Below are 17,853 nucleotides of genomic sequence, written 5' to 3'. Positions count from 1 at the left end.
GATGGACCCCATCGACCTCGACCACGTCCTGACCGTGCTCGGTACCGCCGCGTGGAGCCCGGACGAGCAGCCCCGCGCCCGCGTGGCCGCCGGCCTCGCGCTCACGGTCTACGACGGCCACACCCGCGACCAGGGCACGCCATACCTGGAGCACCCGCTGGCCGTCGTCAGGCTCCTGCGAACGGAGATCGGCGTCCGCCGCCCGGTGACCCTCCTCCTCGCCCTCCTTCATGACGCCTTGGAGGTGGCCCCTGAGTCGGAGGCACTGCTCGTCCATCACCTCGGCGGCCCGTTCACCGCCCGCCTGCGTGCCATGACGGCCGACCACCGCCTCGAACAGCGCACGAAGTCCGTCGGCGACGAGACCCGCTGGCGCGCGAAGCAGGCCGCGCTCCCGCCCGAGGACCTCCTCGTCCGGCTTGCCGACCGCCTGCACAACCTGCGCGACCTCGCCGCGTCCCCGAACCTCGACCGGCGCCGACGGTTCCTCCAGACCTTGGGCGATTTCCACCTCCCCCTCGCCGACGCCGCCCGCGACCTCGGCCCCCATCTGGAGACCATGCACGCGCGACTGCACGCCGAGTACGTCCACCACATACAGGAGGTACGTCCGTGAAACGGGTCGTCTACTCGATGGAGCCGGTCGGCCGGACCGGCGGCCGGGTCTACCTACGGATGCTCCACGAGGTGACGGCCGACGACGTGGAATGGCGCACCGTCCCGGACCACAAGCGGACCTACCGGGTCCGCCGCTGGCGCAAGCTCCGCCACCTCGCCCGCCTGGCCCCTTCCATACGGGCGCTGCACGGCACCACCGGCACCTTCGTGTGGGACGACCTGAGCCTGCTGCTGTTCACACCCGAGATGCGCGCCCGCACGGTGTTCCTCCTGCACCACTACGAACCGCTCCAACACGACTCCGCCCCCATCGAGGTCATGCTCTGGGAGAGGCTGTTCCGCGTTCTGCCGCAGTGCGCCGCCGTGGTGTGCGTCGCCCCGTACTGGGCCGACCAGCTTCGCGCCCGAGGCGTCCGCAACGTACGGGTGATCTACAACGCCTTCGACATGGCCGAAGTAGAGCAGGCACGCGGTTACGACCGGGCCGAGTGCCGCGCCGAGTTCGGCCTGCCACCTGACGTGATCGGCGTCTACGTGGGCAAGGCCGTGCACTGGAAGGGGACCGAGGAGGTCTCGGCAGCCCTGGCTGGCGTTCCCGGTCTGCAGGTGATCACCAGCGGCAGCAACACCATCGGCCTCGACAGCGCGCACTACGACGTCGAGCGCGAGCGGTACCTGCGTCTGCTGCGCGCCTGTGACGTCGGTGTCTTCCTCCCGCGGATGCGGGAGGGCTGGAGCCGCTGCGCCGCCGAGGCTTTACTCCTCGGCCTGCCCTGCCTCATCCGCCCGGTGGCCGGCCTGGGCGACCTCGCCGCGCTGGCTGGCCAGCCGGCCCTGGACCTCCGCCGCCTCCCGGCACAGGTCCGGCAGCGCGCGGCGGCACGCCACACCGAGGCCAAGGCCGCGTACGAGGCCCTGGCCCGGTTCGACCTGAACTACTTCGGCGACGCGTGGGGCAACCTCCTGGCGCAGGTCGCCTGACCAGCGGCTAAGCCTGCGCGGCCAGCTTCTTGCTGGCGGCGTCCAGACGGGCCAGCACGCGGTCCCGGCCGAGCAGCTCCATGGACTCGAACAGCGGGAGTCCGATCGTCCGGCCGGTGACCGCGACCCGGATGGGCGCCTGGGCCTTGCCCAGCTTCAGCCCGTGCTTCTCCCCGACGGCGAGCAGAACGGCCTTCAGTTCGTCCGCCTTCCAGTCCGCGACGTCGGCCAGCTCGGCGCGGGCGTCAGACAGGATGTCGCCGGCGCCCGCCTTCATCGCCTTGTTCCACGACGCCTCGTCCTCGACCGGCTCGTCGAGGAACAGGAAGTCCACATAGCTGGTGATCTCGGAAAGCAACGCCAGCCGGGTCTGTGCAAGGGAAGCCGCCGCCTCGAAGACGTCCTTGTCGAACGCCTCCGGCCGCCACGGCGCGTAGGGGGCAACGAGCCACGGCGCGCAGGCGGCGGCGAACTGCTCCGGTGACAGAGCGCGGATGTACTCGCCGTTGAACGCCGTCAGCTTCTTCACGTCGAAGAAGGCCGGGGCGGTGTTGACGTCCTCGATCCGGAAAAGCTGCTCCAGCTCCTCGTACGGCCTGATCTCCCGGTCGCCACCCGGGCCCCAGCCGAGCAGCATGAGGTAGTTCACCATCGCCTCGGGCAGGAAGCCCTCCGCGAGGTAGTCCTCCAGCGCCACCTTGTCCCGGCGCTTCGACAGCTTCTGCCGCTTCTCGTTCACGATCACCGGCAGGTGCGCCCACACGGGCGGCTTGGCACCGAGCGCCTCCCACAGCAGCTGCTGCTTCGGCGTGTTCGACAGGTGCTCCTCACCACGGATGACCTGCGTGATTCCCTCATCCAGGTCGTCCACGACGTTGGCGATCAGAAAGACCGGGGACCCGTCGCCGCGGGCGATCACGAAGTCCTCGATCGCGCTGTTCGGGAACGCCGGCTCCCCGCGGACCAGGTCGACCACGACGGTCTCACCCTCGTCCGGCGTCCGGAACCGCAGCGCCCGCCCCTCCTCGAAGGCCAGCCCCCGGTCCCGGCAGAACCCGTCGTACCCGAGGTGCTCCGACCCCGTGCGCTCCTTCAGCTGCTCCCGGGTGCAGTCGCAGTAGTACGCCCGGCCGGCCGCGAAGAGCTGCTGAGCCGCTTCCCGGTGCCGGTCGGCGTTGTGCGACTGGAAGTACGGCCCCTCGAAGGCCGGGTCCTCGCCATGGATGCCGATCGCCGCGAGCGCGCTGATGATGCCCTCGGTCCACTCCGGCTTGTTCCGAGCCGCGTCGGTGTCCTCGATCCGCAGGACGAACCTGCCGCCGGACTGTCGTGCCACCGCCCAGTTGTAGAGAGCGGACCGTGCACCACCGACATGGAACATGCCGGTCGGGGACGGGGCGAAACGAACGCGAACCGGGGCAGTAGACATGCGCTCCAGGGTACCGACGCGGGACCTGTACCCCGGACCACTCGCCCTGTCCCCACACCGACGTTTTCGGCCTTACTCGCTACCGGACGGGGCCGTCGTTAGCCCAAGTGCTGCTGCTGGAGGATCACTCAGGTACGACTCCAGCGGCGGATACGGGGGCGCTTGACCGCGGATGCGCTCGTACCACGGAAGTACACCCCCGTTGCATCCCCAGCACAGCAGTCCCCTGATGCATTGGCCGCAGGACTCACCCTTGTCGGGGCAACACTCATGGTCGTGATCAAGATGCAGGCCATCTCCGTGGGCATGCACCACCGGGCAAATCGCGCACTTGTACGCCTGATACTCGAAAAGGACATGCACGTCCAAGAACGATCGCTTGTGCTTACTGGCTCGGGTCACGATCCCCTGACACAGCTTGCAGTTACCCCGGGGCAGGCCACCTCGCCCAGCATCGGTTCCGAAGTGAGTAAGCGGGAGTTCCTGCTGACACGAAGTACACCAGTAGACGCCTCGGTCTATGAGCTGTCGGCCCACGTCGGGCGGAGTCCTGAGCACAAGGGGGGTGAGCGGCTGACCCCGTCTCTGCATCAGTGCATGCGATCGACATAGTCCTTCCGCGTCTTCACGCCCCCTTGCACACTCCGGACCCCGGCACTGGTATTCCCTTCGAACAGGGGCAGGAAGAATGGTGAACGGCACCCCGCGGCGCCGCTGGTCACTGTGTGTCCTGCACAGGCCACCGCTGTACACGGCGTGCTCGCCCCCTGTCATCGCCACGCACTTGGCCTCGGGCTTGATCACCCAGTCGTACAGGGGAGTGAGTACCGCCCCCTTCCTGAGCTGCTGATAGTGCGCAGTGCAGAGCCCCCGAGCCTGGTGCGGCCTATCACAGCCGGTGAACCCGCAGGCTCCACTCCTGCCCTTGTTTACCAGCGGACGCAGGTCGCGCCCTCTTCGAATCTGGTCATAGTGCCCCTTGCAGTAGCCCTTCGCGAGGTGTGGACGCTCGCATCCCTCGAAGTCGCACCCCCTCCAGGCGTTGCGAGTTTGGAGAGGGGTCAGTTGCTTGCCCTGGCGCTTCTGGTTGTAGTGGCTCTGGCAGAGCACCCCGCGGTTTGCCTCCCGGCCGCATCCGGCGAACTCGCACTCCCTGCGCCTACTCATGCTCATGGCGGCGCATGCTATTGGGAGGCACTGACAATATCCCGGGAGGTGAGTTGAACCTTGGCCCCGAGGGTCTGCGTCATTGCCTGGCTGATTGGCCCTCTGTGACTCTCGACAGGGGGTAGAGCGCTGCCTCCCGGAGCCGCCCGGAGGTCAGGCCGCGGTTCACGGCTTGGCTACGCTGCCAACCGTCGGACTCTCGTCGAGGTGACAGTTGACGGGGTGGAGGCAATGCCGACAACCTCGACCTCGACACCCCACGCTTCGAGCGTCCTGGCCGCCTGCACCAGGGTGACCTGCGAGAACGGGAACAGGGTGTCGGCGGTGAGTTCCGTGCCGTCCTTCAGCAGGATCGCGAAGACGACCTTCGTAGGCCGGTAGTTCTCCGGCAGGCCGCGCCCCTTTCGGACCACGGCCACCTTCTCGGCGAACCGTTCTCTGGCCTCCGGGGAGTTCCGCAGCGTCTGGACCGCGACGAGTGCCTGACTGAAGAGATGGCTCAGTGCGTCGGAGCCCTTGGCACGCTTAACCATGACCAGGACGTTGTCCGGGCTCAGCAGGTCACAGATCTCCACGCCGTTCCCGCGGTGCAGCGCGGTCTGGACGTTGTTGCGGTCGAAGCAGACGTACCCGGGTCGCCGGTCCGGCACGGACTCGTTATAAGAGCGCTCCGTCTCTCCGAGGACCCACCGGGGCAGGTCCACAGACGGGGGGCTGGTGATCAGCCGCTCGACGTGCCTGCGGATTGTCTGCAGGTACCCCTGGTCGATCTCGTACCAGTGCTCGTCCATCAGGAAGAAGCGGCGAGAGCCGAGAGATACTTCCGCCTCGATCCACCGGAGCGCCCCGGACGCCCAGATTTCGTCGGCGCGGTCGGCGCGACTGTGCCGGTAGAGGGTCACGGTTCCTTCCCGGAGGGCGGCTACGCGGCTACCCGGTCTCTGGACACGGGCCCGGCTGAGGACGTAATCGAGGTCGAAGTCGTCGGTCGATCGGCCGGCTGTGTCGCTGTTGATCCTGGCCCTGAACGCTCGCGAAGCCGTGTAGTCGTCCCAGTGATCGGCGGGGACCGCAGCGCTGATGCTCCCGTCGGGCTCCCGCCCCAAAAGGTCGTCGAGGGCAGCCTCCAAGGGGGTAAGGAGGCTCGGATCGTCGACGGATACGACGTGCTCAACGAACTCCAGCTCCGGGTTCGGCCTCTCCTCACGCAGCACACGGGCGATCGCCCGGATGTCGGCGATGAGGTCGCCGCCCTCCACGCCGAGCCGCAGACGCAGACCGGCACCGCCCTCGACACTGGAGATTCTCGCCGGGTTGTCACGGGAGATGGTGAGCGGAATGTCGTCCAGGTGGCCGCCGAGGCGGCGCACGATCTGGGCGTGCTCGACGATGCCCAGGCTCCACACCGAGGCGCCACCCGGGATCAGAGTGATGTCGGTACGCCCTCCGCCCGGGGTGTGGGCAACCAGGTCCCGGATCCTCCCGGGGTCCACCCGGCGGGACGCGAAGCCAAGCCCGAAGCGGTGGTCCTTCAGCCGGTCGGGGACCAGACGGAATCCCTGGTCGTAGCCGATGGCGTAGACCTCGCCGTCGACGGCGAGCATCAGCAGTCCAGCTGAGCGGTTGACCGGCCGTGACACCTCGATACCCGTCGTGAGGAAGATCTCGTCGCACCAGCTCGCGACGGGCTGCTCGAAGCTGCCGGTGACCAGGACCGCCGGTGCACCGAGGTTCTCGGGGAAGTCGAAATCCGCGCGGACCCTCTCCAGCTGGTACGGGTCGAGGGCGTCGAACATCGAGTCGACGGTGGGAGCGACGCCCCTGAGGCGGTACAGCGTTCGCTTGGACGTACGGATTGCCATGGTGCCGCTCCTTGTGCGGGTTGGCGATAACCGCCCTCGTTGTCTCGTTCTCACGTGCTTCTTCCTCCTGGCGGCGGCCCTCGCGCCGCAGTGGGTCAGGGCCTGCCTGTTACCGAACCGGCGGATGGCCCGTTCGGCTCATGGTCAGCGGCTCAACAGGGCGACGAGCGCCGCGACTTCGCCGTGCCAGGCGCGAACCTGGTCCTCCGTGGGGCCGATCTCGTACTGGTGGTAGTGGCAGCCGAGGCAGAGCTGGGTCCAAGCGGCCTTCGCCCGGCGGGCGGTCCCGGCTTCCGCGCAGCCGCGAAGCCAGAGGAGCGCGGCCCGCATGTTGCCCTCGCGAATCGCGCGGGGTGCGCCGTGCGCGGTGAGACGGGCGGCGACCGCGCTTTCCAGCGCGGTGCGGAGGGCGAAGGCCGCACCGCGGCACCGGCTCGCCGCAGTGGCGGTGAGCGCGGTGGGCGGGTCGGATGCGACTGCACCGGCCCCGGCGCTGTGGAGCCCGCCGAAGGTGGGATCGCCGTTGTCCGCGACGAGCTGTTCGGCGGTGTTCAGCAACTCACGAATCGTCGGGTTCACCGGTCGGCCTCCTCCGGCTTGCGCACGGTCTGGGCGACGGCCCCGATGTCCCTGACGAACCGCAGGGGGTCCGGCATCGAGGTGCCGGGCGGGTGCGCGCCGTCCTGGCACTGCCGGACGAGGTCCACCGCCCCGGGGCCGCAGCGCCTGCGCAGCTCGCCGTAGACGTCGCCCGCCGTCCTCGACGAGTCCCCGAAGAGTCCCAGGGCGGCTATGTCCATCAGCCCGACGGCGGCCGTGACGGTCTTCTCCGCCTCGTGCTCGGTCAGTCCGGCGCGGTGCAGCCGCAGCCAGGCGGCCTCGGAGAAGGCACGTTCCAGGACGGTGCGGCAGAGGCTGGGCAGTACGTGGGTCAGGGCGGCCGGCGGCAGGTTCGGCGTACGGGCGAGGGCGTGTGCGTCGCTCAGCGCCTGGCCCGCCGGGTCGGTCACCCGGCGTACGGTCACCGTCGAGCGTGCCTGCCGCTCCACCTCCAGTACCGCCACCGGAAGTTCCTGGTTGGTGAAGGCCCGCTGGAGCCGCGTGTCGTGCGTGAAGACGACGACCTGGCGGGTCTCGCCGAGGTCGTGCAGGACCTTCGCGAGGCCGTGGACCTTCGCGGGGTCCATGGACTGTACGGGGTCGTCGATGACGACGAACCCGAAGGGGCTGTCCGGCGCGGCGGCACGCGGCAGGAAGAGCGAGAGTGCGAGGGAGTGCAGCTCACCCTGGCTCATCACGCCCAGCGCGGCGGCCGCCGTGCCGTCCACGGACACGTCCATCACGAGTTTGCGCATGGCGGCCTTCTCACCGCCGGTCAGGCGTACGGAACGCAGGTCGACGTTACTCTGCTGGCGCAGTTCCTCCCAGATCCGCTGCGAGTGGTCCTCGAAAGGCCGCAGCCGCTCCGCGCGCAGCTCGGCGCACGCCTCCTTGAGCCACTTGCGGGCCGCTCTGACCTGGCGCAGCCGGGGCTTGCCCGCGTGCGCGGTCCGGGCCCGGTCGAGCCAGGCGGCGAGGCGGGTGACGCAACGCCGCCACTCCTCGTCGAGCTTCTCCAGCTCCCGGGCGGCCTCCTCGCGCAGGGCCGCGCAGGCGTCGGCGAGGACGAGCGCAGCGGTCTCGGCGCGGGTGGCGAGCCGCTCGGCGTCGTCGATCGCCCGGCAGGCCGCCCACTCCTCCCACGGAACGACCAGCGGCGCGGGCAGCCACGCGGGGATCCGTGCGACGAGGTAGCGGACGGAGTCCATCGCCTCACGCAGCTCGGAGCGGGCCTCCTGCGCGGCGGCGGCCTCGCGCCGCAGGGCCGCCACCTGTTCGGCAGCCCGCTCGGCCCATGCCGCGTCGAGCGGCCGGTCGGATCCGCACACGGGGCAGGCGTCCTCGTCCGCGTGCCGGCGGCTGTGGTCCAGAGCTCTGGACAGCAGTTCGGCGCGCTGGTGGGCGTCCTCGGCACCCGAGGCGCGTACGTCGTCCAGTACGGCGACGGCCTCGCGCAGCCGGTCCACGGCCGCGCCGACCGCGTCGAGGTCGGGACCAGACAGCACGACGGTCGCGCGCAGCTCCCGGAGACGGTCGTCGTCCGCGTCGGGCAGTCCAGTCACGAGGGCGTCCAGCACGCCGAAGTCGGGAGTACCCGACGCGCTGACGGCCGCGAGCGCGCGTCCCGCCCGAGGATCGTCCAGCGCGGAGAGCGCCTCGACGAGTGCGGGCAGCTCCGCCTCGGCCGCCTTCACCGCCGAGTTGAGCTCCTTCTCGGCAGCCTGGAGCCGCTCGTCCGCGGCCGTCAGCTCGCCGAGGCCGAGGATAGTGGCGACCGAGTCGTACAGCTCGCTGGGCTTACCGCTGATGACCTTGTCGAGATCGGAGTACGACAGAAAGGGCCGGTAGTCGTGCAGCGCCCGCTCCCAGCCGGCCTCGCTGAAGGGCCGCCGGCCGTGCCCCGGCCGCTTGAACTGGACCTCGGGAGCTGTGACGTCGTCGCTGGGCCAGGTGCACGTCAGCGTGGACGGCTTGGCGTCGCCCGCGACGGAGAAGCGGACCTCGACCTTCGGCTCGGCCCCGTCGTGCAGGTTGCGCCAGTGCCGGCGCCACACCTCGCCGCGCTGCTTGTCGAGGCGGGCTGTCCGGCCGGTGAACGCCGTCTCGACGCCCTCGGCGAAGCTGGACTTCCCCGAACCGTTGCGCCCCACCACGAGGGTGACACCGGGCTTCGCGGTCAGCGGCAGACGCGCCTTGCGGCCGATGCCGCGAAAGCCGCTGACGCTGATGGATTCGAGGAACACCCGCTGATCCGGGCGCGGGCCGGCCGACGCGTCCGAGCCGGTTCCCGGCCCGCCCAGCGCCTCGCGGAGCATCTCCTTGACTCCCTCGGCGAGGGTGGACGCTTCGAGGCGGCCGGTCAGCCGGGAGAGCGTCGAGGAGCCGCCGCTGCCGGGGGCCGACCCGGCCTGCTCGACGGGCTCCGGGGGATTGTTGTGCTCGGGGTGTTCCGTCATGGCGCTCTCCGCCCTCTCGTGGTCCGTTCCGGTGGGGGTCGGCCGGGCGGACGCGGTGAGCGAGAGGGGTGAGCCTCCGGCGGGTCGCAGGCCCGGTGCGACGGAACAGACGTTAGAGACGGAGGAGTGCCATGCTCCATTGATTCGGCGATAACCAGGGTTATCGCAAGTTGCGTACGTCCTAATGGGGTTGATGACCCTCTGGCACTTCGGCCCATACAGCCTTGCCGACTGGACGACGAGTCACCGATCCTCGACGCCCGATGAGAACGTCACCGACGAGACCGGGTCCAGCACGCCTGGCCGTGGCGGGCGGCCCGGACTCGGTCCGCCCGCCCGCTACGTTTCGGCCTACTTCGCGGCAGGCGCCCACAGGGCTGCCACGATCTCCATCTGCTTGAGGACTAGGTCGACCGCCTCGCGCTCCTCCTCCGGCGGGTAGTCGAACATCGCCAGCACACGGCGGATGCGCGTGCGCAGCTTCGCCCGGACAGGCTCGCGGGAGAGCCAGTCGACGGAGAGGTTCTTCCGGATATCACTCACCAAGGCTCGGGCGATCTTGGCGAGCGTTTCCTGACCTCCCTCCATCAGCTCGGCCATGTCACGGTGGGCGACCGCGTCGTAGAAAGCCAGCTCCGCGTGGGTGAGCGGCGGATCGAACTGTTCGCCACGGCGGGCCTCCGCCGACACCTCCCTGGCCAGGGCAGCCAGTTCGGCGATCACCTGGGCACTGGTGAGCTGCTGGAGCATGTACCGCTTCATCAGGTCGTCGAGGCGCTTGGAGAAACTGTCGTTCCGGACGACGTTGTGCTTGGTCACCTCGCGCATCTTCTGCTGGATCATGCGGCGCAGTGCCTCGGTGACCAGGTGCGGGGTCTCCGAGTCCTCCAGCTTGCGGAGCTGCGCCTCGTTGAGGCGAGTGATGTCCAGCCGGCCGATGCCGGCCTCCGCGTACAGATCGGTGATCTCGTCGGCATCAACGACCGAGGCCGCCAGGGCTTGGAGGTAGCGCTGGACCTCGGCGCTGAGCGGTTGCCCGCTCGCCTCGCGCTGAGCGGCGTCGAGCTTGATCATCCAGGCTCGGACCTCGCTGAAGAAGGCGATGTCGCGACGCCAGTCGTCCAGGTCCTCGCAGCGCTCGACGATCTCTCGGCTCATCGCGCAGACGCGATAGAAGCGGTCGAGGCGGGCGGCGCTGTCCTTGAAGCGGACGGAGAGCGGCTTGGCGCCTGGCTCGACCTGGTTGCCCGGGTTCTTCGGGTCGCGCAGGAAGTCGGCGGTCAGGCGCAATGCGCGCCTGCGGGGGTCCGGCCGACTGGTGTCGGCCAGCCACTCCCTCCAATGGCAACCGACCAGCAGTCCCTTGATGGTCGACAGTTCGTTCTTGACCTCGGTGATGGCCCGCTCGATGTCCGCGCCGAGCGTCTGGTCCTTGCGGTCCTGGTCCGAGTATTCGCGCAGGGCCTTGGTGAGGTTGTCGGTAAGGGGCGCGTAACCGACCAGAAGGCCGTCCTGCTTGCCCCGGAAGCGGCGGTTGACGCGGGCCAGGGCCTGCATCAGGTTCGCGCCCTGCATGGGGCGGTCCATGTACAGGGTGTGAATCGGCGGCGCGTCATAGCCGGTGAGCAGCATCGAGTGGACGATGAGCAGTTCCAGCTCGTCGTCCGGGTCCTTGGCCCGGGCCTGTACGACCTTCTGCTGGGACGGCCGCAGGGCGTGCTTGCGCAGGTGCTTCTCGTCGGAGGGATCGCTGTGGAAGACGATCTTCATGACGCCCTCGTCGGCTTCCTTACCGACCCAGCCCGGCCGCCGCTTGGCCAGCGCGTCGAAGAGCGCCACGCAGATGTCCCGCGTCATACAAACAACCATCGCCTTCCCAGGACCGCCGAGGTCCGGCTTGACCAGCTCTCGGCGCTCCTCCCAGTGGGCGATCAGGTCGTCGGCGAGCTTCGCTATCCGGTCGGGGGCACCGTAGACGGTGTTCATCGCCGTGGCGAACTTGATCGCGCGGCGCCGCTCAGCGTCGTCCATGCCCTCAGTAAGGGTGTTGGCCTGCTCGTCGATCTTGCCCGGGTCCACGTCCTTGGGCAGGTCGACCTCGATGACGCGCGGCTCGTGGAACACGCGGACCGTGGCCCCGTCGTCCACGGCGCGCTTCAGGTCGTAGATGTCGATGTACTCACCGAAGACGGCACGGGTGTCGGCCTCGGCCTTGGAGATCGGCGTGCCGGTGAAGGCCAGCAGGGTCGCGTACGGGAGGGCGTCGCGCAGGTGGCGGGCGTAGCCGTCGAGACTGTCGTAGTGCGAGCGGTGCGCCTCGTCGACGATCACCAGGATGTTGCGGCGCTCAGAAAGGAGCGGGTGCGACTTGCCGGCGGCCTTCTCCTCCTTGCTCAGGCCGAACTTCTGGAGGGTGGTGAAGACGATTCCGCCGACGGTGCGGCTCTTCAGTTCGGTGCGCAGATCTTCGCGCGAGTTGACCTGGGTGGGCTCCTGCCCGAGAAGGGTCCTGCTGTCCTGGAAGGTGCCGTAGAGCTGGTCGTCAAGATCATTACGATCAGTGATGACGACGATGGTGGGATTGTTCAGAGCGGGGTGGCGGGAGACGAGCGCTGCCGTCTCCACCATCTCCTCCGACTTACCTGCGCCCTGCGTGTGCCAGACGACGCCGGCCTGACCGGTCGACTGGGACGCCTCGACGACCGCGTCCACCGCCTTGTTGACCGCAAAGTACTGGTGCGGCTTCGCGATGCGCTTGCCGGAGAGAGGCTCGCCGGCCTTGGGTGGCGGGAAGTTGACGAAGTTGCGGGTGAGGGAGAGGAACCGATCCTGCGTGAACAGGCCGTGCAGGGCCAGGTTCAGAGCGTCGAGACCGTCGTAGCCCGGCTCGTTGGTGTCGACGGGCTTGCCCTCGTGGTCCACATTCCACGGTGCGAAGTGCTCGTACGGCGTGAAGATTGTGCCGTACTTGGCGGTTATGCCGTCCGAGACGAGACAGAGCACGTTGTAGCGGAAGGCGATCGGGAACTCCGACACGTATGTCTGGAGTTGCGCGTGGGCGGACTTGAGCGTCGCGTTCTCGTCGGAGGCGCTCTTCAACTCGATGACGGCGAGGGGCAGGCCGTTGACATAGAGGACGATGTCGAAGCGGCGGTGGCTGCCATCGGTTTCCCGGAGAGTGACCTGATTGACGGCGAGGTAGCTGTTCGCGTCAGGGTCCGTGAAATCGATGAGGCGGACGGTCGGGGTCCGCTCAGCACCGAACTCATCTGTGTAGGTCAGCCGGATGCCGTCGGTAAGGTAACCGTGCGCCTGCCGGTTCTCCGGGTACGCCTCGCGGGAGGCAGGGTCGGTGGCAATGCGAAGGGCTTCGTGGACGGCGGTGGAGGTCAACTCAGGGTTGAGCTTCTCGATGGCAGCCTGGAGCTCGTCGTGCAGGATCAGGTCATCCCAGTCGCGGCGGTTGCCGGTGCCGGGGGCGAGATCCTTGCCAGCCTTGACCTCCCACGCGAGCTCGCCAAGTTCGTCTAAGGCGAGGTGTTCCCAGGTGGACTCGGTCATTTTGGCGTCCAGGTGGGCGGGCGTGTGCTCGTTGCCTCTTTCGGTGGTCATACGGCGTCCTCCACGATCTTCTCGGCGTCATGCGCGCAGAGCTTGCCGGACATTAGCTGGGGGAGAAGGGTGTCGCGGAGAGCGGCCAGGGCGCGCGATTCGGCTGCTGCTTGAGCAGCCCTGCCATGCAATGGCGATACCGCTTGGGCGAACTCTGCAACAGCCTGGTCATCGGCCAGCCGGATCGGCATGGCCTTGAAATTCTTGCGACTCAGCTCCAAAAAAGTGGATCCGTTAGCCAGACTGATCATTTCATCCACGCGAGAGCGCATTTCGTGTAGCAGCCACCACCGCAATTCTTCAGCTGGCGGCAAGACAACGATGAATCCCTGGTTTACCGCAGCGGGCATCTGCGGCAGAGCAAAAGCTCCAATCGTTGCACGAGAGGTCATGAAGATGGAGTGCGCCGGGTAGAGCTGCGAGGCACAGTTCTCCAACCCATCGCTCGTAATGGTCCTAGAGGTTTTGAACAGATACGGCGCAGACAGCGCGGTTACGTCCGTTGGAGTAGCCCAAGCGATTCCCCCACCCCAGTACTCCTCGACCTTCGTACTCGGCGTCCCCCCTCCGACAACAGTCGCCACTGAACCGAACGTCTCGGGACCGAATTCCAACCCTTGAACTGCGTGAGCGTACTGGGCGTCCGCAAGTTCAAGCGTCACCGCAATCATGCGATCGTTGCTCGAAATCTTGTCATCCAGAGCACCAAGGATATTCACAACAGCCTGCTGCTGCACGCGGCCCGGCACAGTGATGGCCAGCGAACGAATATCCGACAGGTTCAAGTAGTCGGCCATGTCGGTTTGACTCTTGCGTGAGCCAGCCTGATCCCAGAACTCTGGAGTTTTGAACCAGTAGTACAAGTATTTAGAATCCAGTCGCCCCTCCTCGGAGACTCGAAAGAAGCAGACTTGTGGACTGTAAACGAATTCCGGGGAACCAGAAGGGATTATCGCCACACGTCCGACAGTCCCCTTCGTTGTTAGCACGACATCCCCGCACCGAGACACCTTTGCTCCCATTGCAGCTCGGTAGGCGTCACTCACATAGTCCGTAAACTCGGGCCTGATAGTGCCATCTTGCACTTCAGCGACACGCAAAATCGGGAGGCCCGGCTTGCCATGCTCGGACTTTTTCGTCCGGTAGCCATCCCCGAAGGTCATGTCGCCCGCCTTCACCAATTCGCCGAAGGCGAATTGCTGTTCAGCCACCGATGCTCCCCAGCTGTTCCCGCACTACCGCGTCCAGTCGCGCCGACTCGTCCAACTGCTCGAACAGCTCCTTCGTCAACCGCGCGATCCGCTCCTCCACCGGCTCCGCGTCCGGGTCCTCCTCGGCCTCCGCCGCACCCACGTACCGCCCCGGAGTCAGCACATAGTCATGCTTCTCGATCTCCTCGATCGTCGCGCTGTAGCAGTACCCCGGGACGTCCTCGTACGTAAGGCCCTTGTCCTTCGCGGACTCCGTGCCCCGCCACGCGTGGTACGTGTCAGAGATCTTCTCCAGGTCCTCCTCCGTGAGGATCCGCTCCGTGCGGTCGACCATCGTGCCCATCGCGCGGGCGTCGATGAACAGCACCCGGCTCCGTCGGTCTTCCATTGCCTTCGCGCCCTGCGGGGACTTGTCCTTCGTCAGGAACCACAGGCAGGCCGGGATCGCCGTTGTCCGGAACAGGTTGCCCGGCAGCGCGATCATGCAGGAGACCAGGTCCGCCTCAACCATCGCCGCGCGGATCTCGCCCTCGCCCGACTGCTTGGAGGACATTGAACCGTTGGACAGGACTACGCCCGCACTGCCCCGGTCGCCCAGCTTGGAGACGATGTGCTGGAGCCAGGCGTAGTTGGCGTTCGACTGGGGCGGTACCCCGTACTTCCAGCGGCGGTCGTCCGTCTTCCTCGCCCAGTCGGACATGTTGAACGGCGGGTTGGCCATCACGAAGTCGGCCTTCAGATCCGGTAGCTTGTCGTCCGCGAACGTGTCCGCCCAGCGGTCGCCGATGCCCTTGGGGTCCATGCCGTGGATTGCGAGGTTCATTTTCGCCAGGCGCCAAGTGCGCTCGTTGGCCTCCTGGCCGTACACCGCGATGTCGTGCGTGTGGTCCTTGCCGCGCCGCCTCGCGACGAACTTGCCGCTCTGCACGAACATGCCGCCCGAGCCGCACGCCGGGTCGTACACCCGCCCCTCGTACGGCTCCAACACCTCGACGATCAGGCGGACCACGCTGGCCGGGGTGTAGAACTCGCCGGCCCGCTTGCCCTCGGCCCGGGCGAACTTTTCCAGGAAGTACTCGTACGTCTCGCCCAACACATCCTGCGCCGGACGGTCACCGTGGCCGGTGAAGCGGGCGTCGCTGATGAGGTCGACGAGTTCCTTCAGGCGCTTCTGGTCGACGTTGTCGCGGTTGAAGATCTTCGGAAGGACGCCGGTGAGCGCCTTGTTGGCCTTCATCACCTCGTCCATGGCCGCGTCGAGGAGCTTGCCGACGCCTCCCTCCGCGCTGGCCGCATTCTCCGAGATGTAGTCCCAGCGGGCGGTCGGAGGTACCCAGAAGACGTCCTTTCGGGTGTACTCGTCCTTCTCTTCGAGGAAGGCCGCCCGGCGGTGCTCGGGGATCTGGGCCAGCTCGGGGTCGGCGGCCAGTTCCTCGCGACGCTCGGCGAAGGCGTCCGAGACGTACTTCAGGAAAACAAGGCCAAGCACAAACTCCTTGTACTGTGCGGCGTCCATGGAGCCACGGAGCTTGTCCGCGGCCTTCCACAGGATGTCCTGGATCTCCTTGGTGCTGGAGACTCCGGGCAGTTCGCCCTGTCCGGCGGCTTTCGCGGCTCGCTTGCGCGGAGGCATCGTTCCTACTTCCGGTTCCGGTCGGTGAATGGGCTATGGACGGTGGCGGGTAGCGCCGTCGGATCGGCGAGGGTCAGCGTGCCGTCCGCCAGGCCGGCGATCGTCAGGCTGCGGGCCTCGGCGAGAGCATCGGCCTGTGCACGCAGCAGGCGTTCCCGGTGTTCGGTCTCGGCCAGCAAAGCATCAAAGATCACTACCTCGGCCGGATCGAGGTCAGGGAGCTGGTAGTCCTCGATCCGACGAGCGGGGCGTACCGCGCCGGGGCTGCGGGCGGTGCCCCGGGCCGCGCCCAGCAGAGCAGCCAGGACGCGCGGGGTCAGCGGCCGGGCGGCCTCGGGCTCGACGCGGAGGATGCGTGCCGGGAAGGCGACCACCGAGAAGCCGTCATGGTCGACGTACAGACCGAGGCGAGGGGTAAGGGTGTAGACCACGTCGCCCGGCTCGGTGAGTGCCACTCGGTCATACTCGCTGGCCAGAACCAGCCGGTCGATGCGACGCACGCCGACGGGCCGCTCACCGACGATCTCCTCAGGGCCGAGTATGGCGTGGTGACCATCAGCCTTGCCAGTGAGGTGCCGATCATCGATGCGGTGGCCGGGTAGCCGGGTCACCCTGCTTTCGGCGATCAACTTGCCGAGGGTGGTACGCCGGGGCAGTAGCCCCACGCGGCGCAGTACGCCACCCCGGTAGGGGCCCCGCTCGTTCTCGTACGTGCGGATGTCGGCCGTCGCACGCTCCAGGCGCGCTTCGGCTTCGGCGATCAAGGCCGGGCGCTCCTTGACTTTGTCGGACCAGATCGCGGCAGCGGGCGGCGCCGGCGGAGTCAGCGGACCGCCGAAGGTTCGCTCCAGGGCAGCGACGGGAACCGCACGGCCGTAGGCCGGATCGTGGCCGCCGAGTTCCCGGAAACCCTCTGCCCGCCAGAGGAGAACGTCCTCGGCGAGTCGCGTGCGCACACCTGCCGTGAGCTGCTCGGAGCTGATGTCGGCCAGTAAGACCTTGCCCTCTGCCTCTGGGACGGGGCCGCGGGTGAGCGTCCACAGGGCGGGACGGTAGCCGGGGCGGAAGGGCAGGACGCCGCCAGGGAGCGCAATGACGGACTCGATGACGTTGCCGCGCAGGAGGGCCGAGCGGAGCTGGGACGCCTCGGTGTCCTTGAGCTCGTCCACAAGCGCGTCGGCCGGTCCCAGGACAACGGCGGTGCAGCCAGGGCGGAGGAGGTCGGCGACTTGCTCGACCTCTGCCAGGGCGGCGAACACGGAGCGGTTTTCACCGGGTCGGTAGGGGAGCTGGGTGATTACGAGATCCGGGTCTGCGAGACGTTCCTCCAGGTCCGGGCCAGTTTGGACGTCGAGGTCAAGTTCGCCGACTCCGGCGAGAAGAAGGCGGCGGCGAGTGATGCGGGCCAGCCGTGCGTCAGGGTCAGCGGCAAGGATGGTGATGTGCTCGCGGTCCTCCGTGTCGTCAAGGAGCGCAGCGAGCAGATCGCCAGCGCGCGCATGTGGGTCGGCGACGGTGAGAGATTCGCCTTGCTCCAGCCGGAGGCGAAGGTCGGTGAGCTGGCTGATCAGGCGGCGCAGTTCGGGGGCTACTGCGTCGGCGGCGAGGGAGTCCAGACCGAGCCGGGAGCGGGCTGCAAGCAGCCACTCATATGCGCCCCGCTCGTCGTAGGCGGCCTCGACAAGGTCCTCGGCGAGGCGCGCGAGCGGGGCCGCGGTGGCGTCCAGGGCGCGCAGCTCCCGGAGGACGAAGTCATCCTCCACATCGATCCGCTCGGCGCGGCGCAGCAGAGCGGACCAGAGAGCGTCGTCCGCTTCCGTGCCGCCCTGCGGTTCGATCGCGGCGTCGGTCAGCGGCCTGCCGTCGAGCCGGCGCAGGCACAGCAGACTTCCCAGCGTCTCGACCAGCTGCCATGGCGTGAACCGCTCTCGCAGCGCCATGATGCCGAACAGAGCCACCTCGGGGCGGAGCTCCGCCGCCGCGGCGTTGCCCAACCCAGACTCGATCAACCACTCGGCCACCTCGGCGCCGTCGAACAGCGGCCGTCCTGAGTCCTCGGACACGGCGGCGGGGAAATCCGGGTGTCGGCGACGCCAGGTGGAGACCACGGGACGCTTCACGCGAGCGAAAGCGGCGATATCGGACAGGGACACCAGCAGAGGTTCGTGAGTGCCTAGGCTCACGTTGAGCGGACCAGTGGTCATCAGGAGCACTCCCCCTTCCCGCTCCAGTAAGCGCGGCAGTCCCAGTCGTCAGGTCGGGCCCCTTGGCGCGCCGAAGCTCG

The 17,853-nt window shown here is 67.9% G+C and carries 11 protein-coding genes; 2 read left to right on the top strand and 9 right to left on the bottom strand.

Annotated features, from left to right (window positions below; translation table 11 throughout):
• The first annotated feature begins 1 nt into the window (after position 1).
• Entirely contained in the window at positions 2-616 is a 615-nt protein-coding gene (locus ACZ6EG_RS10230; RefSeq protein WP_469603261.1) for an HD domain-containing protein, read from the top strand.
• Positions 613-1,599, top strand: coding sequence for a glycosyltransferase (locus ACZ6EG_RS10225; RefSeq protein WP_469603258.1), 987 nt, complete (start codon positions 613-615; stop codon positions 1,597-1,599). The genes ACZ6EG_RS10230 and ACZ6EG_RS10225 overlap by 4 nt, the downstream gene beginning before the upstream one ends.
• Positions 1,600-1,606: 7 nt before the next feature.
• On the opposite strand, the gene gltX is transcribed toward ACZ6EG_RS10225, so the two are convergent.
• The 9 genes from gltX to ACZ6EG_RS10180 form a co-directional block, all read right to left on the bottom strand.
• Complete coding sequence (gene gltX, locus ACZ6EG_RS10220; RefSeq protein WP_469603540.1) at positions 1,607-2,980, bottom strand: glutamate--tRNA ligase; 1,374 nt, start codon at positions 2,978-2,980, stop codon at positions 1,607-1,609.
• A 120-nt stretch (positions 2,981-3,100) separates the two neighbouring features.
• Complete coding sequence (locus ACZ6EG_RS10215) at positions 3,101-3,619, bottom strand: endonuclease domain-containing protein (RefSeq protein ID WP_469603537.1); 519 nt, start codon at positions 3,617-3,619, stop codon at positions 3,101-3,103.
• Positions 3,620-4,371: 752 nt separating this feature from the next.
• A complete protein-coding gene (locus ACZ6EG_RS10210) occupies positions 4,372-6,057 on the bottom strand; it encodes a TIGR04141 family sporadically distributed protein (protein WP_469603255.1) in 1,686 nt (561 codons plus the stop codon).
• Between the two features lie 144 nt (positions 6,058-6,201).
• Entirely contained in the window at positions 6,202-6,636 is a 435-nt protein-coding gene (locus tag ACZ6EG_RS10205; protein ID WP_469603252.1) for a hypothetical protein, read from the bottom strand.
• Positions 6,633-9,113: an AAA family ATPase gene (locus ACZ6EG_RS10200; RefSeq protein ID WP_469603248.1), complete on the bottom strand. Its 2,481-nt coding sequence runs from the start codon at positions 9,111-9,113 to the stop codon at positions 6,633-6,635. The genes ACZ6EG_RS10205 and ACZ6EG_RS10200 overlap by 4 nt, the downstream gene beginning before the upstream one ends.
• Before the next feature lie 351 nt (positions 9,114-9,464).
• Positions 9,465-12,725, bottom strand: a complete 3,261-nt coding sequence (locus ACZ6EG_RS10195) for a type I restriction endonuclease subunit R (RefSeq protein WP_469603245.1) — start codon at positions 12,723-12,725, stop codon at positions 9,465-9,467.
• On the bottom strand, positions 12,722-13,936 hold the full coding sequence (locus ACZ6EG_RS10190) for a restriction endonuclease subunit S (RefSeq protein ID WP_469603242.1): 1,215 nt from the start codon (positions 13,934-13,936) through the stop codon (positions 12,722-12,724). Before ACZ6EG_RS10190 ends, ACZ6EG_RS10195 begins: the two co-directional genes overlap by 4 nt.
• Complete coding sequence (locus tag ACZ6EG_RS10185; RefSeq protein WP_469603239.1) at positions 13,929-15,569, bottom strand: class I SAM-dependent DNA methyltransferase; 1,641 nt, start codon at positions 15,567-15,569, stop codon at positions 13,929-13,931. The genes ACZ6EG_RS10190 and ACZ6EG_RS10185 overlap by 8 nt, the downstream gene beginning before the upstream one ends.
• Before the next feature lie 5 nt (positions 15,570-15,574).
• Entirely contained in the window at positions 15,575-17,773 is a 2,199-nt protein-coding gene (locus ACZ6EG_RS10180) for an N-6 DNA methylase family protein (RefSeq protein WP_469603236.1), read from the bottom strand.
• Positions 17,774-17,853 lie beyond the last annotated feature (80 nt).

It is taken from the genome of Streptomyces sp. NPDC041968 (assembly GCF_055589025.1).
Note: the sequence above shows the minus strand (reverse complement) of the source record. Positions and strands in the feature narration are given on the sequence as shown.

Coding starts and splice junctions, on each gene's coding strand:
- ACZ6EG_RS10230 (WP_469603261.1), top strand. CDS start 2: ATGGACCCCATCGACCTCGACCACGTCCTGACCGTGCTCGGTACCGCC.
- gltX (WP_469603540.1), bottom strand. CDS start 2,980: ATGTTCCATGTCGGTGGTGCACGGTCCGCTCTCTACAACTGGGCGGTG.
- ACZ6EG_RS10215 (WP_469603537.1), bottom strand. CDS start 3,619: ATGCAGAGACGGGGTCAGCCGCTCACCCCCCTTGTGCTCAGGACTCCG.
- ACZ6EG_RS10210 (WP_469603255.1), bottom strand. CDS start 6,057: ATGGCAATCCGTACGTCCAAGCGAACGCTGTACCGCCTCAGGGGCGTC.
- ACZ6EG_RS10200 (WP_469603248.1), bottom strand. CDS start 9,113: ATGACGGAACACCCCGAGCACAACAATCCCCCGGAGCCCGTCGAGCAG.
- ACZ6EG_RS10195 (WP_469603245.1), bottom strand. CDS start 12,725: ATGACCACCGAAAGAGGCAACGAGCACACGCCCGCCCACCTGGACGCC.
- ACZ6EG_RS10185 (WP_469603239.1), bottom strand. CDS start 15,569: ATGCCTCCGCGCAAGCGAGCCGCGAAAGCCGCCGGACAGGGCGAACTG.
- ACZ6EG_RS10180 (WP_469603236.1), bottom strand. CDS start 17,773: ATGACCACTGGTCCGCTCAACGTGAGCCTAGGCACTCACGAACCTCTG.